Origin of the sequence: Streptomyces sp. RKAG290, assembly GCF_023701695.1 — a bacterium.
GTDB lineage: Bacteria > Actinomycetota > Actinomycetes > Streptomycetales > Streptomycetaceae > Streptomyces.
Genome location: NZ_JAJOZC010000001.1, coordinates 219,102 through 235,931, shown reverse-complemented (window position 1 = coordinate 235,931; position 16,830 = coordinate 219,102). Strand labels below are relative to the sequence as shown.

Here is a 16,830-nt window from a genome sequence, read left to right as displayed (position 1 = left end):
GGTGTCAACCCCCTCCGTGCGAGGCGCCGTTCGGCCTGCCGGGCGCACCGGGCGCCCTGACGAGCGGTTCCCGACCCGCCGCAGGCCACAATGGACCCATGTCCCGACGCAGCTCACGCCCCGGGCGGCCGTCCGCCGCGCGTACCCGAACCGCCCCCGCCGCCGCTGTCACGGCGGCCTCGCCGTGCCCCTGCGGGCTGCCCGCCACGTACGCGGAGTGCTGCGGGCGGCTGCACGCCGGGGCCGCTGCGCCGACCTGTGAGGCGCTGATGCGGTCGCGGTACGCGGCCTTCGTCGTGCGGGACGCTGCGTATCTGCTGCGCACCTGGCATCCGGACCACCGGCCCGGTGTCCTCGACCTCGATCCCGGACAGCGCTGGCAGGGTCTGGAGATCCTGGAGACGACGGAGGGCAGCGCCTTCCACACCACCGGCACGGTCACCTTCCGGGCCCACTTCACGGACGGCGGCCGCGCCGACTCGCTCCACGAGAAGAGCCGCTTCGTCCGGTACGAGGGCGCCTGGGTCTACGAGTCGGCGGTCTTCGCCGACTGACGTGCAGGAGCCGGGCCGGCCGCGCACAGGGCAGGCACGGGCGGCACGTCAGACCGGTGCGCCGGCCGGGGCGACCGGGGACAGCTCCTGGGTGAGGTCCTCCGCCAGCAGCTGCTTGGCGATGACGTCGACCGCGGCGCGCAGACGCGCGTCGTCCGGGCGTTCGACGTCGTTGCCCAGCTGTTCGTTGAGCCAGTCCGCCCATGCCTGGGTGATGGTCGCGGCCTCCCTGGCGCCGGCCTCCGTGTGCGTGAAGACGTGGCCGTTCCCGGTGAGGTAGCCCTCCTCGATCATCCGGTCGAAGACGGGCACCAGCACCTGCGGCGGGATCCGGTGCCGGGCCGCGATCAGCCGGAGTCCCGCGTGGCCGACCATGCGGGTGAACAGCTCGACCTGCATCACGGCCCAGGCCCCCGCCATGTCGAGCCGGGTGTCCGAAGCGGCCACGATCCGCGCTGCCGTGTCCGGGTCCGCGCGCCGCAGGATCTTGGCCACGGAGAATTCGAGCAGCCGGGCGGAGTCCCCGGTGTTCGGCGAGGCGAACCCCTCACCCATGTCGGTCGAGCCGGCGCGCACCGTGTCACGCAGCTTCACCTGTTTCAGGAACAGCGCCACGACGAATCCGAGCAGCGCCACCGGCACCGTCCACAGGAACACGGTGTGCAGGGTGTCGGCGTAGGCCTGGGCCAGCGGGGCCGACTGGGCGCCGGGCAGGTCATGCAGTCCCTCCGGGCTCTGGGCGGCCTTCGCCAGCACGGCCGGATCACCGCCGGCCCGCGCCGCGGCCGCGATGCCCTCCTCCAGGTTGGGGCCCAGCGCGTTGGCGTAGATCGTGCCGAACACGGCCGTGCCGAAGGAGCTGCCGAGCGTACGGAAGAACGTCACGCCCGAGGTCGCCGTACCCAGGTCCGAGTAGTCGACGGTGTTCTGCACCGCGATCGTCAGCACCTGCATGGAGAGCCCGATGCCGAGCCCGAGCACCAGCATGTACAGCGACTCCAGCCACACCCCGCTGTCCGGACCCATCCGGGAGAGCAGGAACAGGCCGACCGCCATGATCAGCGAACCCACGATGGGGAAGATCCGGTACCGGCCGGTCTTGCTGACCACGTTGCCGCTGAAGATCGACGCGGCCAGCAGACCGACGACCATCGGCAGTGTCCGGACCCCCGAGAGCGTCGCCGAGTCCCCGTCCACGTACTGCAGATACGTCGGCAGGAAGATCATCGCGCCGAGCATCGCGAACCCCACGATGAAGCTCAGGATCGAGCAGACCGTGAAGACCGGGTTCCCGAAGAGGCGCATCGGCAGCATCGGTTCCTTCGCCCGGAACTCGACGAGGCAGAACAGCGCGAGCGCGGCCAGACCGAGCGCGAACAGGCCGATGATGACCGAGGAGCCCCAGGCGTACTGATTGCCGCCCCAGCTCGTCGCCAGGATCAGGGAGCTCGCCCCGACCGTGACCATCGCGATGCCCAGATAGTCGATGACCGGGCGCCCCGCCGCCTTCACGGACGGAATGGTGCGGGCCGCGGCGATCACCACCACGATGGCGATCGGCACGTTGACGTAGAACGCCCAGCGCCAGGTCAGATGGTCGGTGAAGAGGCCGCCGAGCAGTGGTCCGATGACGGTGGAGACACCGAAGACCGCGCCGATCGCCCCCTGGTACTTGCCGCGGTCACGCAGCGGGATCACATCGGCGATCAGGGCCATCGCCGTGACCATCAGACCGCCGGCGCCGATGCCCTGCAGACCGCGCCACACGATCAGCAGGGTCATGTTGGTGGCGAGCCCGCAGAGGAACGAGCCGGTGATGAAGATGATCGCCGAGAGCTGGAAGACGATCTTCCGGCCGAACAGGTCGCCGAACTTGCCGACCAGGACCGTCGCCACCGTCTCCGCCAGGAGGTAGGCGGTGACCACCCAGGACATGTGGGCGGCGCCTCCGAGGTCCGAGACGATGGTGGGCAGCGCCGTTCCCACGATCGTCTGGTCCAGGGCGGCCAGCAGAATACCCAGCACGATCGTGGCGAAGACGATGTTCCTGCGACGCGGATCGAGCAGCGGCGGCGCGGCGGCACTCTGCACGGCGGGGGCGGTCTCGCTGGCAGTGGTCACGTCTGCACCCTCACATCACGCCCCGTCACCCGCATGCCGGGGACGGCCGGTCGTGTCAGGCCAGCAGATCCCGCAGCGACGCCTTCATCCGGTCGGTGAAAGCCTCCCGCACCGGCTCCGCCACCCGGTCCAGGGAGAGATAGGGATTGAGGTCCTCAAGCTCGACCAGCAGCAGCTCGCCCTGGGCCGTGCGGCAGGCGTCGACGCGCTGGATGCCGTGGTCCAGGGTGTTCCACTCCACGAACGACCGGGCGAACTCCAGATCCGCCGCACTCGCCGCGTACGGTTCCAGCAGCCACCGCCGCTCCGGGTGCGGCGCGTGCAGCGCGTACTGGAAGTCGTGGTCGACGAAGTAGAAGGACACCTCGTAGCGGAAGTCGATCCGCGGCTGGATCAGCTGGGTCCCGTCCTCCTCGGGCGACAGCTCCGGGTGCCGTACGAACCGCAGTCCGACCGAGTCCGCACCCAGCTTGGGCTTGATCACATAACCGTCCGCCTCGGGCAGCAGCCCGAGGTCCGCCACCCGGTCCACGGTCGGGATCACCGGGAAGCCGGCGCGGCTCAGGTCGACCAGGTACTGCTTGCCCGCCATGTCGCCCCGGCCGGTGAGCGGGTTGTACACCCGCGCGTCCCGCTCCCTGGCCCGTGCGCAGAAGGCGTCGTACGCCTCCTGGTAGTGCAGTACCGGGCCGCTGTTGCGTACGACGACCGCATCGAAGCCGTCCAGCAGCGCGGCGGCGTCGCGCGGGTGACAGAGCGCCACGTCGAAGTCCTCACGCAGCCGCGAAGTCAGGTGGATGTCCTCGTCGCAGTAGCGGCGCCCGCGGGCCTCGTAGGCGAGGTCGGTGACGAACAGGACGGAAGGGCGTGGGCCGGCGGCGGCCATGGTGTTCCCCCAGGGGGTGTGTCAGCGGACGGTCGGTCAATAACCTTGGCGGCGTTGCCCGTCAACGACCCTGGAGTGTCATGTCATCTGCCCCTCAAGAGTCGCTCGCCTCGCAAGCGCAGCCCGTTCCCGACATTCTCTCGCCCGCCTTCGCCGCCGATCCCTACGGGGCCTACCGGATCATGCGCGAGAGTGCCCCGCTGATCAGGCACGACGCCACGGACAGCTACATCGTCTCCCGGTACGAGGACGTCGAGCGGGTCTTCAAGGACAAGGCCGGGGAATTCACCACCGACAACTACGACTGGCAGATCGAGCCCGTCCACGGCAGGACCATCCTCCAGCTCAGCGGCCGTGAGCACGCCGTGCGCCGGGCCCTGGTCGCCCCGGCCTTCCGGGGCACGGACCTCCAGGAGAAGTTCCTCCCGGTCATCGAGCGCAACGCCCGCGAGCTGATCGACACCTTCCGGCACACCGGCGAGGCCGACCTCGTCGACGCGTTCGCGACCCGCTTCCCCGTCCTGGTCATCGCCGACATGCTCGGTCTGGACAAGGCGGACCACGACCGCTTCCACGGCTGGTACACCAGTGTCATCGCCTTCCTGGGCAATCTGGCGGGCGACCAGGAGGTGGCGGCGGCCGGCGAACGGACCCGGCAGGAATTCGCCGCGTACATGATCCCGGTCATCCAGCAGCGGCGTGCCGACCCAGGCGACGACCTGCTCTCCGTACTCTGTGCGGCCGAGGTCGACGGTGTCCGGATGAGCGACGAGGACATCAAGGCCTTCTGCAGTCTGCTGCTGGCTGCGGGCGGCGAGACCACCGACAAGGCCATCGCCTCGATCTTCGCCAACCTGCTGACCCACCCCGAGCAGCTCGCCGCCGTACGGGAGGACCGCTCCCTCATCGAGCGGGCGTTCGCCGAGACGCTGCGTCTCACCCCGCCGGTGCACATGATCATGCGGCAGACGGCGACCGACGTGGAGCTCGGCGGCGGGCGGGTGCCCGCGGGGTCGACCGTCACCTGCCTGATCGGCTCGGCCAACCGGGACGCGGCCCGCTACCGCGATCCGGACCGGTTCGACATCTTCCGCACCGACCTGACCAGCACCACCGCCTTCTCCGCGGCGGCCGACCATCTGGCATTCGCCCTGGGCAGGCACTTCTGCGTGGGCGCGCTGCTGGCCAGGGCCGAGGTCGAGACCGGGGTGAACCAGTTGCTGGACGCGATGCCCGACGTACGGCTCGCGGACGGATTCACCCCGTCCGAGGAGGGCGTCTTCACCCGGGGCCCGCGTTCGCTGCCGGTGCGGTTCACCCCGGTCGCCGGCTGAGCGGGAGGACGGCGGGCGAGGCGGCCGCCTCGGCGGAGCGGGTGCGTGGCCTCGTGGCCGCCGAGGGGCCGTCCCCGTCCGGCGGGCCTACGATCGGAACACGGTGCGACGCGGACCGGCGAGATGCCGGCCCGCGCTGATCACGAGGAGCAGCCATGGCCACGCGGTTCGACGCGACGGTGGAGATCGACCGGCCGATCGACGAGGTCTTCGCCTATCTCGCCGACGGGACGCACGACCCGGAGTTCAGCCCGCGGGTCCAGCGGATCGAGAAGGAACCCGCCGGGCCGACCGCCGTCGGCACCGTCTTCCGCAGCACGGTCAAGGACGCCGGCATGAAGTCCAGCCGGGAGTTCGAGATCACCGAACTCGTGGCGCCCGGCCGCATCCGCTGGCAGGAGCGTTCGAAGAACCTCGTCACGGCGGTGGACGGCGGCTACGACCTCGAACCGACGGCCAACGGCGGCACGAGCGTCCGGCTCTTCAACACACTGGAGGGCCATGGCATCGGCAAGCTCCTCGTCGGGTTCGCCGGAGGCGCGGCCCGCAAGGACGCGCCCGCCTTCGGGCAGCGGATCAAGGCCGCCGTGGAGGCCTCGGCCGCTCGATGAGCGGCCTCCGCCCCGGACGGGCGCGGCCGGCCGGTCAGCGGATGTGGCGCCCCGAGATCGCCCGCGCGATGACGAGGCGCTGGATCTCGCTGGTCCCCTCGAAGATGGTGTAGATCTTCGCGTCGCGGTACATCCGTTCGACCGGGTGCTCGCGGCTGTACCCGGCTCCGCCCAGGATCTGCACGGCCTTCTCCGTCGCGGAGACGGCGAGTTCTCCCGCGCGGAGTTTGGACATGGAACCCTGCCCCGCGTCGAAGGTCCGGTCGTTGCGGGCCATCCAGGCGGCCTGCCAGATCAGCAGCCGCACGGACTCGATCTCGGTACGGATGTCGGCGAGCGCGAAGGCGATCGACTGGTTCTCGATGATGGGCCGGCCGAAGGCCTCGCGCTGTCCCGCGTACTCCAGCGCGTACTCGTACGCCGCACGCGCGATGCCCAGTGCCTGTGCCCCGACGGTGGGGCGGCTGACCTCGAAGGTCGCCATCGCCGCCTGGCCCTTGCCGGTCGTGCCCTCGCGGGCGCGGGCGAGCCGGGCGTCCAGCTTCTCCTTTCCGCCGAGCAGGCAGTGCCCGGGGACCCGCACGTCGTCGAGGAAGACGTCCGCGGTGTGCGAGGCGCGCAGTCCGAGCTTCTTGATGGTGCGGCTCGCGGCAAGGCCCTTCGTGGCGGGCGGCACGATGAACGCGGCCTGTCCCCGCGCCCCGAGCGACGGGTCGACCGAGGCGACGACGACATGGATCTCGGCGATCCCGCCGTTGGTGATCCACGCCTTCTGGCCGGAGAGCACCCACTCGTCCCTGGCCTCGTCGTAGCGGGCCTTCGTGGCCATCGCGGAGACGTCGGACCCGGCCTGCGGTTCGGAGACGCAGAACGCCGCGACCTTGGGGTCGTCCTCGTCCCCGTAGCACTGCGGCACCCACTCGGCGAGCTGGTCCGGTGTGCCGGAGGCGAAGATCCCGGCGACGGCGAGGGAGGTGCCGAAGAGCGCCATGCCGATGCCGGCATCGCCCCAGAACAGTTCCTCGTTGGCTATCTGGAGGGACAGCCCCGACGGGTCGCCGTACATGTCGGCCAGTGACTCGAAGCCGTACAGTCCGATCCGGGCCGCCTCCTGGATGACCGGCCAGGGCGTCTCCTCGCGGGCGTCCCACTCGGCGGCTGCCGGGCGCACCACCTGGGCGGCGAAGCCGTGCACCCAGTCGCGCAGGTCCTGCTGTTCCTCGGTGAGGGCGAGGGAGAAGTAGCTCATCGGCTCAGGCCTTCGGGATGTCGAAGTAGCGGGTCAGCCCCGAGGCGAGACCGACATCGCCGGCCACCTTCAGCTTGCGCATCATGAACATCGTCACCGGATTGCCGTTGCCGGACACCAGCTTGAGGAAGTCGGCGTCGCCCATCACCAGGGTCGTGCGCGGCTCGGCGTCGGAGCGGCCTTCGCTGATGGTGCAGCCGCCCTCCGCGATCGAGGTCTCGTAGACCTCGTCGGTGTCCCCGGTGATCTTCCAGCGGATGAGCGCCTTGAGCTGTCCCGCGGCCTCCGGGCGGAACTGCTGCCTCATCCGGCCGAACACCTCGCCGAGCACCCGGGTGCGCAGTTCGCCGTGCATGACCTCGCCGAGCTGCTTGGCGGACAGTCCCTTCACGATCCGCGCGAACTCCGGCGGGGAGACGGCCGCGAAGTCGAGCCCGGCCAGTTCGTCGGTGAGGTCGCCGCTGCTGTTGTCGGCCACGCCAGCTCCTTACTCTGGAGTAAACTTACTTTTGAGTAAGGTAAGCGTCGGGCCGCCCCTTCGCAAGGAGGGCGCGGCCACCGACGGGCGCGGGGAGTCACCAGGAACTGCCGGGGCGCACCGCCAGCCGGGGATGGTGGGCGGCCAGGACCTTGTTGGCGCGGGCCAGCTCGGAGAGGGCCTGCTCGCGGTCGGCCTGGTCCTCGACGCCGAGCCGCGGACCGCGGAACCTGCGGACCTCGCGCGCGGCACACTCGGCGTCGAACTCCGCCTCCAGGATGTGCGGCGGGATGCAGGAGCCGATCAGCGCGGCGACCCGGTCCGGGATCGGCACGGGGACGAGCAGGTGCGAGGCGGTCATGGGGGGTTCCCTCTCGAATGGTGGCCAGGAGGTCATGCGTTGCGTCCGCCGGGTGGGCGGCCGACTCCTCCATATGTACGGGACGCAGTTCCGGGTTTCTCGTTGAGAACGTCTCCGTGCGGCAACCGTTTGGGACTGACCGGCTATTTCCTCTTACCCGTAGGTAAGTTGACCCATCGTGACGTACGTGCTCCAGCCGGCGCCGCCTCCGCTGCCCATCGGCGGGCGAAGCGCAGGTCACACGGCCGGAGCGCTGCTCAGAGAGACATGTCCTCGCTGCGCGCCCGGAGTTGGAGCGCGCGCAGGACGGCCTCGGTCGAGAATCGGCTTTCGGGATCGATGAGTTGCTCGCCGAATATGTTCTCCAGGTTACGCATGCGGTAGCGGACGGTCTGCGGGTGCACATCGAGGAGGGCACCCATGTGCGCGGCGGTGCCACGGGTGTCCAGCCAGATGCGCAGGGTCTCCACCAGCCGGTCGCGCCGGGTGGCACTGATGCCCGCGATCGGGGCGAGCTCCCGCTGGGCGAGCTGGTCGAGCAGAGCGGGGTCGGACAGCAGCCAGAGGGTGACCAGGTGGTCCTCGCACAGGACGACCGGGGCGTCGTCGATGATTCCGCTGTCGACGAGTTCCAGCACCCGGCGCGCCCAGCGGATGGAATCCGAGGCCTGCGCCGTCGGCACGGTGGGGCCGATCGCCGCCCGGGTGTTGATGAGCGCCCGGTCGAGCATCTGTCTGCGGGCCTCGTCGAGCGGCCCGGGGATCAGTATGTGCGGCTGCGGACTGCTGAGATCGACGAGCATGTCGCGGTCGGCGTCCACCCGGTCGAGGCCGGCCGGCGCCCGGGTGGCCACGAGGGTCACCTGCTCGGGCAGCACCCATCCGGTCTGCTCGCAGAGTTCGGCGATGGCCGTACGCGGCACCGGCCGCCCGGCCAGGATCAGATGAAGCAGTCGGCGGCGCATAGCCTCGCTCTGCTCGCCTGACTGCGACTGGACCTCCAGGAACCCCTCGCGTGACAGCGATTCCAGCTCGTCGATGTAGGCGAACAGCGCGTCGGCGAAGCTGAGCATCAGGGAGGAGGAGAAGTTGTAGCTCCGGCCGACCTTCTTCGCCCGGCGCAGCGCCACCCGTGCGCCCAGGCGGTAGGCCCCCTGTAACGCCTCCATGCTGCGGCCCTCGTACGCCTCGAACCGGCCGAAGCGGCGGCACATGTCGTCGCGCAGGGTCGTGGACGTGGTGGGCTCGGCGACCAGGTCGACGAACGAGGAGAGGCTCTGTTCCACGCCGACCCGCAGAGCCTGTCCGTTGGGTCCGTCGAGCAGGCGCGCGTACTCCGGATACGCCCGGGTCACCTCGACGCCAATCTCCTTGATCAGGCTGGGGAGTTCCGGCCGCATGATGGCGGCGAATTCCTGGGGGAGTGGCCCCAGTGGGTCGCCGGCGTCGGACGGATGAATGAGATGCGGCATGACTGTCCCCTTGCTCTCCGGCGCCCGGTGGGGGTGAGGCAGTGGGGGAAAGCGCTCCCACGAACCGACAGGTGCGTACCAAGTCCGCGATGAAGATAGACCAAGGCAGCGACCGTGCACACCACTTGGACAAGATCGAAAGGTAGGGGCCATGCATCGTGGACGTGTTGTGGTGCTTCCGTGCAGGTGAGACGCGAATGCTCACTTCAGGACAATGTTTTTCGGTCAATTGCTCTCCTCGCGACAATGAAGTAACCGTGGGTAATGGGGAGCGTGGGCGATCTCGGGCCGATTCGTCGCCGATTGTCCCCGGGGCGGAAGCCGGTCGTCTTCGGCGCGCTGTCCCGGGGGTGCGACGGCGTCCTGTCCAATTCCTTTCGGCATTCCCTTGCGCACGGCGTTTTCAGGGCCTCGGGCATTCCCTGCGGTGGGGGCAAGGGGTAATCGGAGGAGCCCATTCCGGCATTCCCCGGAGCCTGAGTGGAGTGCCGGTGGATTCTCACCGAGAGTCACCACGGGGGCATGGCCGACTTCGTTGCCCGAGCGCTTCCTCGGCGTGCCCGTAACGGACGGGTCGGCCGCGGCGGCGTCGTCCGGGTCCATGCGGGTTGCTGGGTGCGACTGTCGCGCATTCCGGTTCCGTTACGGGTTCGGACCTGTCTCGCTCATCAACTGACAAAAGAGGGAGAGCTGTTTGCGCACCGATGGCTGGACATCGACCTCGTGCCGTGCGTGGGGCGCTGATGCGCCCTGCAAGGTTGGTCACCTGGGAATTCGGCCGCGGTGAGTCGCCGCGGAGTCGTCGTCGGTCGGCGTGATCGACCCGGATCGAAGCCCGGGTCGGTACGGAATGACTGCGCGGAGACATGGGCCGCCGAGTCGCGCGGCCGGGGCGCGGTGCCCCGCCGTGGCCGGGAAATTGCGCAGTAAGTGCTAAGCCGTTCGCGGGAATTAGTGACTCGCGGACGAGGAAAAAATCTCTTACGGAGAATCTTGACCAGCAGGATTGTGCTGGAAGTTTCCCGCAAGTAACGTCACGGCCTGTCACAGAACGTGTGTGGCTGAAGAACATGCACGGCCCCCACGCAACACGGTTCATCGCCGCACTTCCTGCCTCAGCGCAGGAGCCCGAGTGCGTCCCCGCAACAGTGCACCCGCACTGTCGAATCGGAGGAACTACTGTGCGCAACTCCCTCAAGAAGCTCACGATGGCGGTCGGCGCCGCCACTGCCGCCATCGCCCTCGGAGCCACCACCGCCAGCGCCGGGGTATCGGCTCCGACCTGGACGGTCGGTCCCACCTCGCCGGAGGCGTTCTCCGCGAGCGCCGGCACCGTCACTCTCGCCCTCAACGGGATCCCGCTGACGTGTACGTCGTCCGCGGCCCAGGGCAACCTGGCCACCGCCGCCGGCACGACCAACGTGACGGTCGGCACCATCACTCCGCTGACCTGGAGCGGCTGCACCAGCCCGTTCGGCCCGGTGACCCCGACGGCCAACACCTCACCCGCCTGGAAGCTGAACGCGAACAGCTACAGCGCCGGTGTCACCAGCGGGTACATCAGCGGCATCAAGGCCACGCTGAGCGTGCTCACCTGCTCCTTCACCGTGACGGGCAACGCCGCCGCCACGTACACCAACTCGACGGGCAAGCTGGCGGTCAGCAACAACGCCACCTACAAGCTCACCGTCACGACCGTCACCGCCGGTTGCGCGGGCATCGCGGCCGTGGGCAACAACCCGACGTACACCGCCAGCTACAACGCGGTCACCCCGGTCGGCGGCACCACCAAGCCGACCATCGTCTACACCCCCTGATCGGGCCGACAGCCGGTAAGGACTGAGCGGGGTTCGCGCGGTGGGTCTGCCTGCCGCGCGAACCCCGCCCCGGACTGCCTGTGAGGGCCCCACTCGTTGACGAATCGGAGAAGTCGCTGTGCGCAGGTCCTTGAGAAAGCTTGCCCTGGCGGCCGGTGTCGCCGTCGCCTCGGCCGCCTTTGCGGCACCTGCTGCCACCGCGGGGGTTGCTGCGCCTATGTGGACGGTGGGCCCCCACTCGCCGGAGACGTTCTCCGCCAGTTCCGGTGTAGTCGCCTTCAGCTTCAACGGCATTCCCATGACGTGTCAGTCGTCCGCGGCGAAGGGCAACCTGGCCTCCGCAGCCGGCACGACGAATGTGCAGGTCGGCACCATCGCCCCGCTGACCTGGAGCGTTTGCACCAGCCCGTTCGGTCCGCTGAACCCGCAGGCAGACACGTCCACGCCGTGGAAGGTCATGGCGAACTCCTACAGCAACGGTGTCACCAGCGGCTACCTCAGCGGTGTGAAATTCACCTGGAACATGCTCACCTGTACCGCGAAGATGTCAGGCCGACTCGCGGTGAAGTACACCAACGCCACCGGCAAGCTGGACGTCAGCGACGACGCCACCTACAAACTGACTGTGGACACAGCCACCCGTGGTTGCGCGGGGCTCCTGGCTCCAGGTGACAACTGGAAGTACAGCACGAGTTACGTGGTTGCCACTCCGGCCGGCGGCACGGTCAAGCCCACTATCGTGCACGCCGACTGACGGTGTATCACCTCAACTGTGCGTCAGATGAAGGGCGCGGGGCGTTCACCCCTCGCGAATCGCACATCGTCCAGCCGAGCGGAGATCATCAGTGAGGGGCAGGCACATGAGGGGGCCAGGACGGCGTACGGCGCGAGGAGCCGCAGTGGCCACGGCGGTCTTGCTGGGCGGCATGATTCCAGGCGCGCAGGCATCCCAGGCGCGGACGATCGACGCGGAGCTGGCGTACACCTGCGACTCTCCCCAGGGCAAGCAGCCTGTGAAGGTCGCTGTCGCCGCCGAGCTTCCGGACTCGGCCCGTGCCGGCGACGCGATTCAGCCCGAAGGAGTGGCGCTGGACGTGACGCTGCCGAAGGAGATCCTCGCCGCAACGCCCGGTTCCGGTGTGGCGACCGTCACCGCTGAGACTCGGCTCGTCGTCGATGTGTCGCAGGATGACCAGCATGCCCGGACCGAGTGGATCGGCAGGACCACCGACTCCGTCCCAGTGTCTGAGGAGGACGGCCTGTCACTGAGCACATCGGGTTCTGTGCCGTACGTGAAACCTGGGGGATCCGGCGATCTCACGTTCGCGGCGGGGGCGCTCTCGGTGGAAGTCTCCTTGAAAACGGCCAAGGGCACGCCTGCCGAGCCTCGTTCTGTCTCCCTGAACTGTCTTCTGGACGCGGATCAGGAAACGAACCTGGCGAAGCTCGACATCGGCGACTCCGGCACCGATAGCCCGGAGTCGCCGGCCTCGCCCGCATCCCCGTCCGCCGAGAAGCACGGTAAGGGCACCAAGATCGCGCCTGAGGTCGGCGCCAAGGCTGAGCCGCCGGCGTCGCCTGATGCCCCCCGTGCGTCGGTGATGTGACTGACGGCTTCAACCTGGCCGCGTATGTGGCCGGCTATGCCAATGTGACGAAGCTGCACGGAGCGACCAAGTTCCCTGTGGCCTGCTCACAGGTCCAGCAAGGGCCGACCACCGTCGATGTCTCCGAACCGGGTTTCTCGAATATCTATCAGGTCTCGACCGTCCTGCTCGACTACAAGGGAAAGACTCAGCTTCCACCCGCCAAGGGGACGTTCCTGACCTTCGGCTTCATGCCGACCACCGCGACCCTCGAAATGACGCAGATTCCCCTGGGACAGATGCTGACGGGACCCCGGACTACAACGTGAAATCGAAGCTGAGGTTCGACTGGGTGACCCTTACGAGCACGGGCGTCACGACCATCAACCTCGACCTCATGCTCAGACTCCGTGACGTCAAGGTGAACGGTGTGCCGCTGGACGTGGGCGACAACTGCCGGAGTTCCAAGCCTTTCACGCTGTCCCTGGAGGGCAAGATGAGGGCGCAGAACGGAGTCACGGAGGGCTACACGCTGGCGACTGGCGGTGCACTGACGGGATCGGTGACGCTCCCCCCGTTCAGCGGTTGCGGTGCCGCCGAAGACCTCGACCGTCTCTTCACCGCCTCACTGTCCGGTGTGCCCGGCTACGTCAAACAGGTCCAGGGATTCCCTTGCGTGGCTTCACTGCACACGCCGGGCACCGAGGACAGCGGCTGCACCGACGCGTACGAACCGGTGGACATCCCCAAGCCGACCCGCTGACCTCCCCGCTCCCCCCGAAGAACCGCCTCACCCATCAGCAGTACCCAGAACCCCGATCGCTACTGAATTGAGGGAACGATGAGACCTGCCCCGAAGACCTGGATCAAGGCCGCCGGCGCCACCGTCGCGTCCGCAGCACTGATCATGCCGCTGAGTGCGTCGCCGGCGGGTGCGGCCGCGGCCGCGACCCAGCTGAACGGCGGCTGGGCTCCGTTCGACCGGTGCCCGGTGGACGCCGGCGCCATGCTCGCGACCGACGGCGACACCGACGTCCCGCTGTGCGTGTCGTCCAGCTCGCCCAACGGCACGATCAAGCTCGGCAACGTCACGGCGACCACCGGGTCGACGAACCTCCAGTTCGGTGTCATCCAGCACCCCGCCGAGGGCACGTACACCGTGGTCCCGCCCGCTGCCGGCTCGATCATCAGCGGGAAGACCACGATCCCCGGCGGCCTGCTGGGCATCATGTGTCCCAGTAACGTTCCGGTGATCTCCGCGGTCTGCGGGCAGATCACCGACGCCACCCTCAACAAGGTGACCGCCACGGTCGAATCGGCCGGTACGCCGACCGACTTCAGCCTCGTGGCCGGGATCTCCTCCGGGCCGATCGTGTCGCTCCCCGTCAAGATCCGCCTGGACAACCCGCTGCTCGGGTCGAAGTGCTACATAGGCTCCAACAGCGCCCCGGTCGTGCTGCACCCCGGAAACCTCAGCGCCCCGACCCTGGCCGCCACCCGCTACAACGGCGACGGATCGGCCAACGCCGATGAGGGCTCGATCATCCAGCTCGGCCTGACCGGAGCCGCGCAGGGCGACAGCCAGTTCTCGGTGCCGAAGGCCAACGGCTGCGGCCTCGGCGGCATCCTCAGCTGGGCGATCGACCTCAAGGTCGGGCTGCCCGCCGGGGCGGGTTCGAACAACCTCGTCCTGAACGACGCCAAGACCTACACGGCCGGTCTCACCGCCCCGGGTCTGTCGGTGCCCAACGCCGGCAAGGAGCTCGCCCAGGCCTGGCACTCCGCGGTGAAGTAACCGCCGGGGGCAGGGCCGGGAAAGGCAAGGAGTCCGTCACGCTCGCTTCTTGTCACTTGGTGCGCGCCCGTGTGCCGTTCCACCGAGCCCGTCCCGACCGAAGGAAGCCTGGTCGGGGCGGGCTTCGGCGTGCCCGGGGGTAATTCCTCAGCTGGTCGCTCCCGAGCTCGAATGCCCTCACTTTTCGATAGGTTTCGCGCACCCATCACTCACTGGGCCACAAGAAAACAAGGCCGGGCGATTGTGGCGCAGAAAATTTGTGAACCGCTATTGCTAACCAAGGTTACTGACCCGTAGCGTCCCGCTTGGGCGGCTGGGAATAGCGTCCGTGCCTGATCGTCCGTAACACCTGGAGTCCTGGTCGCGACCCTCTTGACCCGGGATTCCTCCGGGAGTTCGGCGGCCGCGCGACCTTCCGGGCCGGGTACTCCCGCCGTCGAGATCGTGTGGCTCCGGCCCCGGACCGTGCGACCCGGCGGGAACGGAGCACTTGCGCAGTTGACGACAAACTCCCGGGCGGAGTTTGTCACTCGGTGACAAGTGATCCGCACAGAGATCAAAGTCCGACGATTTCCGCTGCTCAACGGCTTGTCCGGGCGGATTCATCGGACATAGCGTGCGCCTCCTGGTGCATGTGTGGCGAGTCGCCGTTGGGATTCACCGGAGCCGGAGCGCTGACAGATGACGTTGTTCACCACCACTTCGAGGGAGGGCTGATGGGAATCGAAGTAGTCGTCGAGGGTCTGACGAAATCCTTCGGCAAGCAGAACATCTGGCAGGACGTCAGCCTCACGCTGCCGGCCGGCGAGGTGAGTGTCATGCTCGGTCCTTCCGGCACCGGCAAGACCGTTTTCCTGAAATCCATCATCGGTCTGCTGAAGCCCGAGCACGGGCGCGTGCTCATCAACGGCGTAGACATGGTGAACAGCCCCGAGCGGCAGATCATGGAGACCCGGAAGCTGTTCGGGCTCATGTTCCAGGACGGCGCGCTCTTCGGGTCGATGTCCCTCTTCGACAACATCGCCTTCCCCTTGCGTGAACACACCCGCAAGAAGGAATCGGAAATCCGCCGGATCGTCATGGAGCGGATCGACATAGTCGGCCTCCTCGGCGCCGAGGACAAGCTGCCCGGGGAGATATCCGGCGGCATGCGCAAGCGGGCCGGTCTGGCCCGGGCGCTCGTCCTGGACCCGCAGATCATCCTCTGCGACGAGCCGGACTCCGGACTCGACCCGGTCCGCACCGCGTTCATCTCGCAGCTGCTGATCGACCTCAACGCGCAGATCGACGCGACGATGCTGATCGTCACCCACAACCTCGACATCGCCTCCACCGTCCCGGACAACATGGGCATGCTGTTCTGCCGCAACCTCGTCACCTTCGGGCCGCGCGAGGTGCTGCTGACCAGCGATCTGCCCGTCGTCTCCCAGTTCCTCGCCGGGCGCCGCGAAGGGCCCATCGGCATGTCGGAGGAGAAGGACGCCGCCACCCTGGCCGCCGAGGAGCTCAACGGCTACGGACAGGGCATCAGTTCGGCCAACGCCCCGCGCACCGTGGTGCCCCAGCTGGAGCCCTCCCCGGGCATGCCCGTACGGCAGGGCGCGCTGCGCCGCCGGGAGCGGGTCATGTCGATGATGGGGCAGCTGCCGGAGTCCGCCCGTACGGCCATCCTGAACAGCTACAGCCCGGCCGCCGGCGGTGGGCGCCCGTGACCGCCCCCATGCCGGTCCGGCCGCCAGGGCCGCCCGACCCGCCGGTGGACCGGGTGCCGGAGAAGGCGCCCGAGGTGCGACGCCCGAGCCGGCTGTTCGCCCCGCTGCGCGAGACCGGGAAGCTCTTCACCCTCGCCGGGACCGTGTGCCGCGAGACCTTCCGCCGGCCCTTCCAGGTGCGGGAGTTCATCGAGCAGTTCTGGTTCGTCGCCAGCGTCACGATCCTGCCCGCCGCACTCGTCTCCATCCCGTTCGGCGCGGTCATCGCCCTCCAGGTCGGCTCCCTCACCCAGCAGCTCGGCGCCCAGTCCTTCACCGGCGGCGCCAGCGTCCTCGCCGTCATCCAGCAGGCCAGCCCGATCATCGTGGCGCTGCTGGTCTCCGGCGCCGCCGGGTCCGCCATCTGCGCCGACCTCGGGTCCCGCAAGATCCGCGAGGAGCTCGACGCGATGGAGGTCATGGGCGTCTCACCGATTCAGCGCCTCGTCGTCCCGCGGGTGCTGGCCACCATGCTCGTGGCCGTCCTGCTGAACGGACTCGTCTCCGTGGTCGGCACGCTCGGCGGCTACTTCTTCAACGTGATCCTGCAGCACGGCACCCCGGGGCCTACCTGTCCAGCTTCTCCGCCCTGGCGCAGCTGCCCGACCTGTACATCAGCGAGATCAAGGCGCTGATCTTCGGCTTCATCGCGGGCATCGTCGCCGCCTACCGCGGCCTCAACCCGCGCGGCGGCCCGAAGGGGGTCGGGGACGCGGTCAACCAGTCCGTCGTCATCACCTTCATGCTGCTGTTCTTCGTGAACATGGTCCTCACGGCGATCTATCTCCAGGTCGTCCCCGCGAAGGGGAGCTGAC

General features: G+C 68.6%; 16 protein-coding genes and 1 pseudogene. 11 read left to right on the top strand and 6 right to left on the bottom strand.

Annotation, left to right across the window (positions count from 1 at the left end):
• Positions 1-98 precede the first annotated feature (98 nt).
• On the top strand, positions 99-554 hold the full coding sequence (locus LNW71_RS01070) for a YchJ family metal-binding protein (RefSeq protein ID WP_250966486.1): 456 nt from the start codon (positions 99-101) through the stop codon (positions 552-554).
• Between the two features lie 48 nt (positions 555-602).
• On the opposite strand, the gene LNW71_RS01065 is transcribed toward LNW71_RS01070, so the two are convergent.
• Complete coding sequence (locus tag LNW71_RS01065) at positions 603-2,675, bottom strand: MDR family MFS transporter (RefSeq protein ID WP_250966485.1); 2,073 nt, start codon at positions 2,673-2,675, stop codon at positions 603-605.
• 55 nt (positions 2,676-2,730) lie between these two features.
• The gene (locus LNW71_RS01060; protein WP_250966484.1) at positions 2,731-3,561 is read right to left on the bottom strand and encodes a hypothetical protein; all 831 of its coding nucleotides are present in this window, start codon (positions 3,559-3,561) and stop codon (positions 2,731-2,733) included.
• Positions 3,562-3,641: 80 nt separating this feature from the next.
• On the opposite strand from LNW71_RS01060, the gene LNW71_RS01055 reads away from it, so the two are divergent.
• Entirely contained in the window at positions 3,642-4,895 is a 1,254-nt protein-coding gene (locus LNW71_RS01055) for a cytochrome P450 (protein WP_250966483.1), read from the top strand.
• A gap of 155 nt (positions 4,896-5,050) precedes the next feature.
• Entirely contained in the window at positions 5,051-5,506 is a 456-nt protein-coding gene (locus tag LNW71_RS01050) for an SRPBCC family protein (protein ID WP_250966482.1), read from the top strand.
• Positions 5,507-5,540: 34 nt separating this feature from the next.
• Here LNW71_RS01050 and LNW71_RS01045 read toward each other — a convergent pair whose 3' ends face one another.
• The 4 genes from LNW71_RS01045 to LNW71_RS01030 form a co-directional block, all read right to left on the bottom strand.
• The gene (locus tag LNW71_RS01045; protein WP_250966481.1) at positions 5,541-6,755 is read right to left on the bottom strand and encodes an acyl-CoA dehydrogenase family protein; all 1,215 of its coding nucleotides are present in this window, start codon (positions 6,753-6,755) and stop codon (positions 5,541-5,543) included.
• 4 nt (positions 6,756-6,759) lie between these two features.
• Entirely contained in the window at positions 6,760-7,233 is a 474-nt protein-coding gene (locus tag LNW71_RS01040) for an SCP2 sterol-binding domain-containing protein (protein ID WP_250966480.1), read from the bottom strand.
• A gap of 97 nt (positions 7,234-7,330) precedes the next feature.
• The gene (locus LNW71_RS01035) at positions 7,331-7,594 is read right to left on the bottom strand and encodes a hypothetical protein (RefSeq protein WP_250966479.1); all 264 of its coding nucleotides are present in this window, start codon (positions 7,592-7,594) and stop codon (positions 7,331-7,333) included.
• A 257-nt stretch (positions 7,595-7,851) separates the two neighbouring features.
• Positions 7,852-9,066 carry a helix-turn-helix domain-containing protein gene (locus LNW71_RS01030; RefSeq protein ID WP_250966478.1) on the bottom strand — a complete coding sequence of 405 codons (1,215 nt, stop codon included), beginning with the start codon at positions 9,064-9,066 and terminating at the stop codon, positions 7,852-7,854.
• A gap of 1,181 nt (positions 9,067-10,247) precedes the next feature.
• On the opposite strand from LNW71_RS01030, the gene LNW71_RS01025 reads away from it, so the two are divergent.
• The 8 genes and pseudogenes from LNW71_RS01025 (at position 10,248) to LNW71_RS00990 (ending at position 16,829) form a co-directional block, all read left to right on the top strand.
• Entirely contained in the window at positions 10,248-10,883 is a 636-nt protein-coding gene (locus LNW71_RS01025; RefSeq protein ID WP_250966477.1) for a hypothetical protein, read from the top strand.
• A gap of 298 nt (positions 10,884-11,181) precedes the next feature.
• Positions 11,182-11,637, top strand: a complete 456-nt coding sequence (locus LNW71_RS01020) for a hypothetical protein (RefSeq protein ID WP_250966476.1) — start codon at positions 11,182-11,184, stop codon at positions 11,635-11,637.
• A gap of 145 nt (positions 11,638-11,782) precedes the next feature.
• Entirely contained in the window at positions 11,783-12,490 is a 708-nt protein-coding gene (locus LNW71_RS01015) for a DUF6801 domain-containing protein (RefSeq protein WP_250966475.1), read from the top strand.
• Entirely contained in the window at positions 12,487-12,798 is a 312-nt protein-coding gene (locus LNW71_RS01010) for a hypothetical protein (RefSeq protein ID WP_250966474.1), read from the top strand. Before LNW71_RS01015 ends, LNW71_RS01010 begins: the two co-directional genes overlap by 4 nt.
• Entirely contained in the window at positions 12,795-13,232 is a 438-nt protein-coding gene (locus LNW71_RS01005) for a hypothetical protein (RefSeq protein ID WP_250966473.1), read from the top strand. Before LNW71_RS01010 ends, LNW71_RS01005 begins: the two co-directional genes overlap by 4 nt.
• Before the next feature lie 78 nt (positions 13,233-13,310).
• The gene (locus LNW71_RS01000; protein ID WP_250966472.1) at positions 13,311-14,264 is read left to right on the top strand and encodes a hypothetical protein; all 954 of its coding nucleotides are present in this window, start codon (positions 13,311-13,313) and stop codon (positions 14,262-14,264) included.
• A gap of 716 nt (positions 14,265-14,980) precedes the next feature.
• Complete coding sequence (locus tag LNW71_RS00995; RefSeq protein WP_250966471.1) at positions 14,981-15,976, top strand: ABC transporter ATP-binding protein; 996 nt, start codon at positions 14,981-14,983, stop codon at positions 15,974-15,976.
• A pseudogene (locus LNW71_RS00990) lies at positions 15,973-16,829 on the top strand (MlaE family ABC transporter permease). Before LNW71_RS00995 ends, LNW71_RS00990 begins: the two are co-directional and overlap by 4 nt.
• Position 16,830 lies beyond the last annotated feature (1 nt).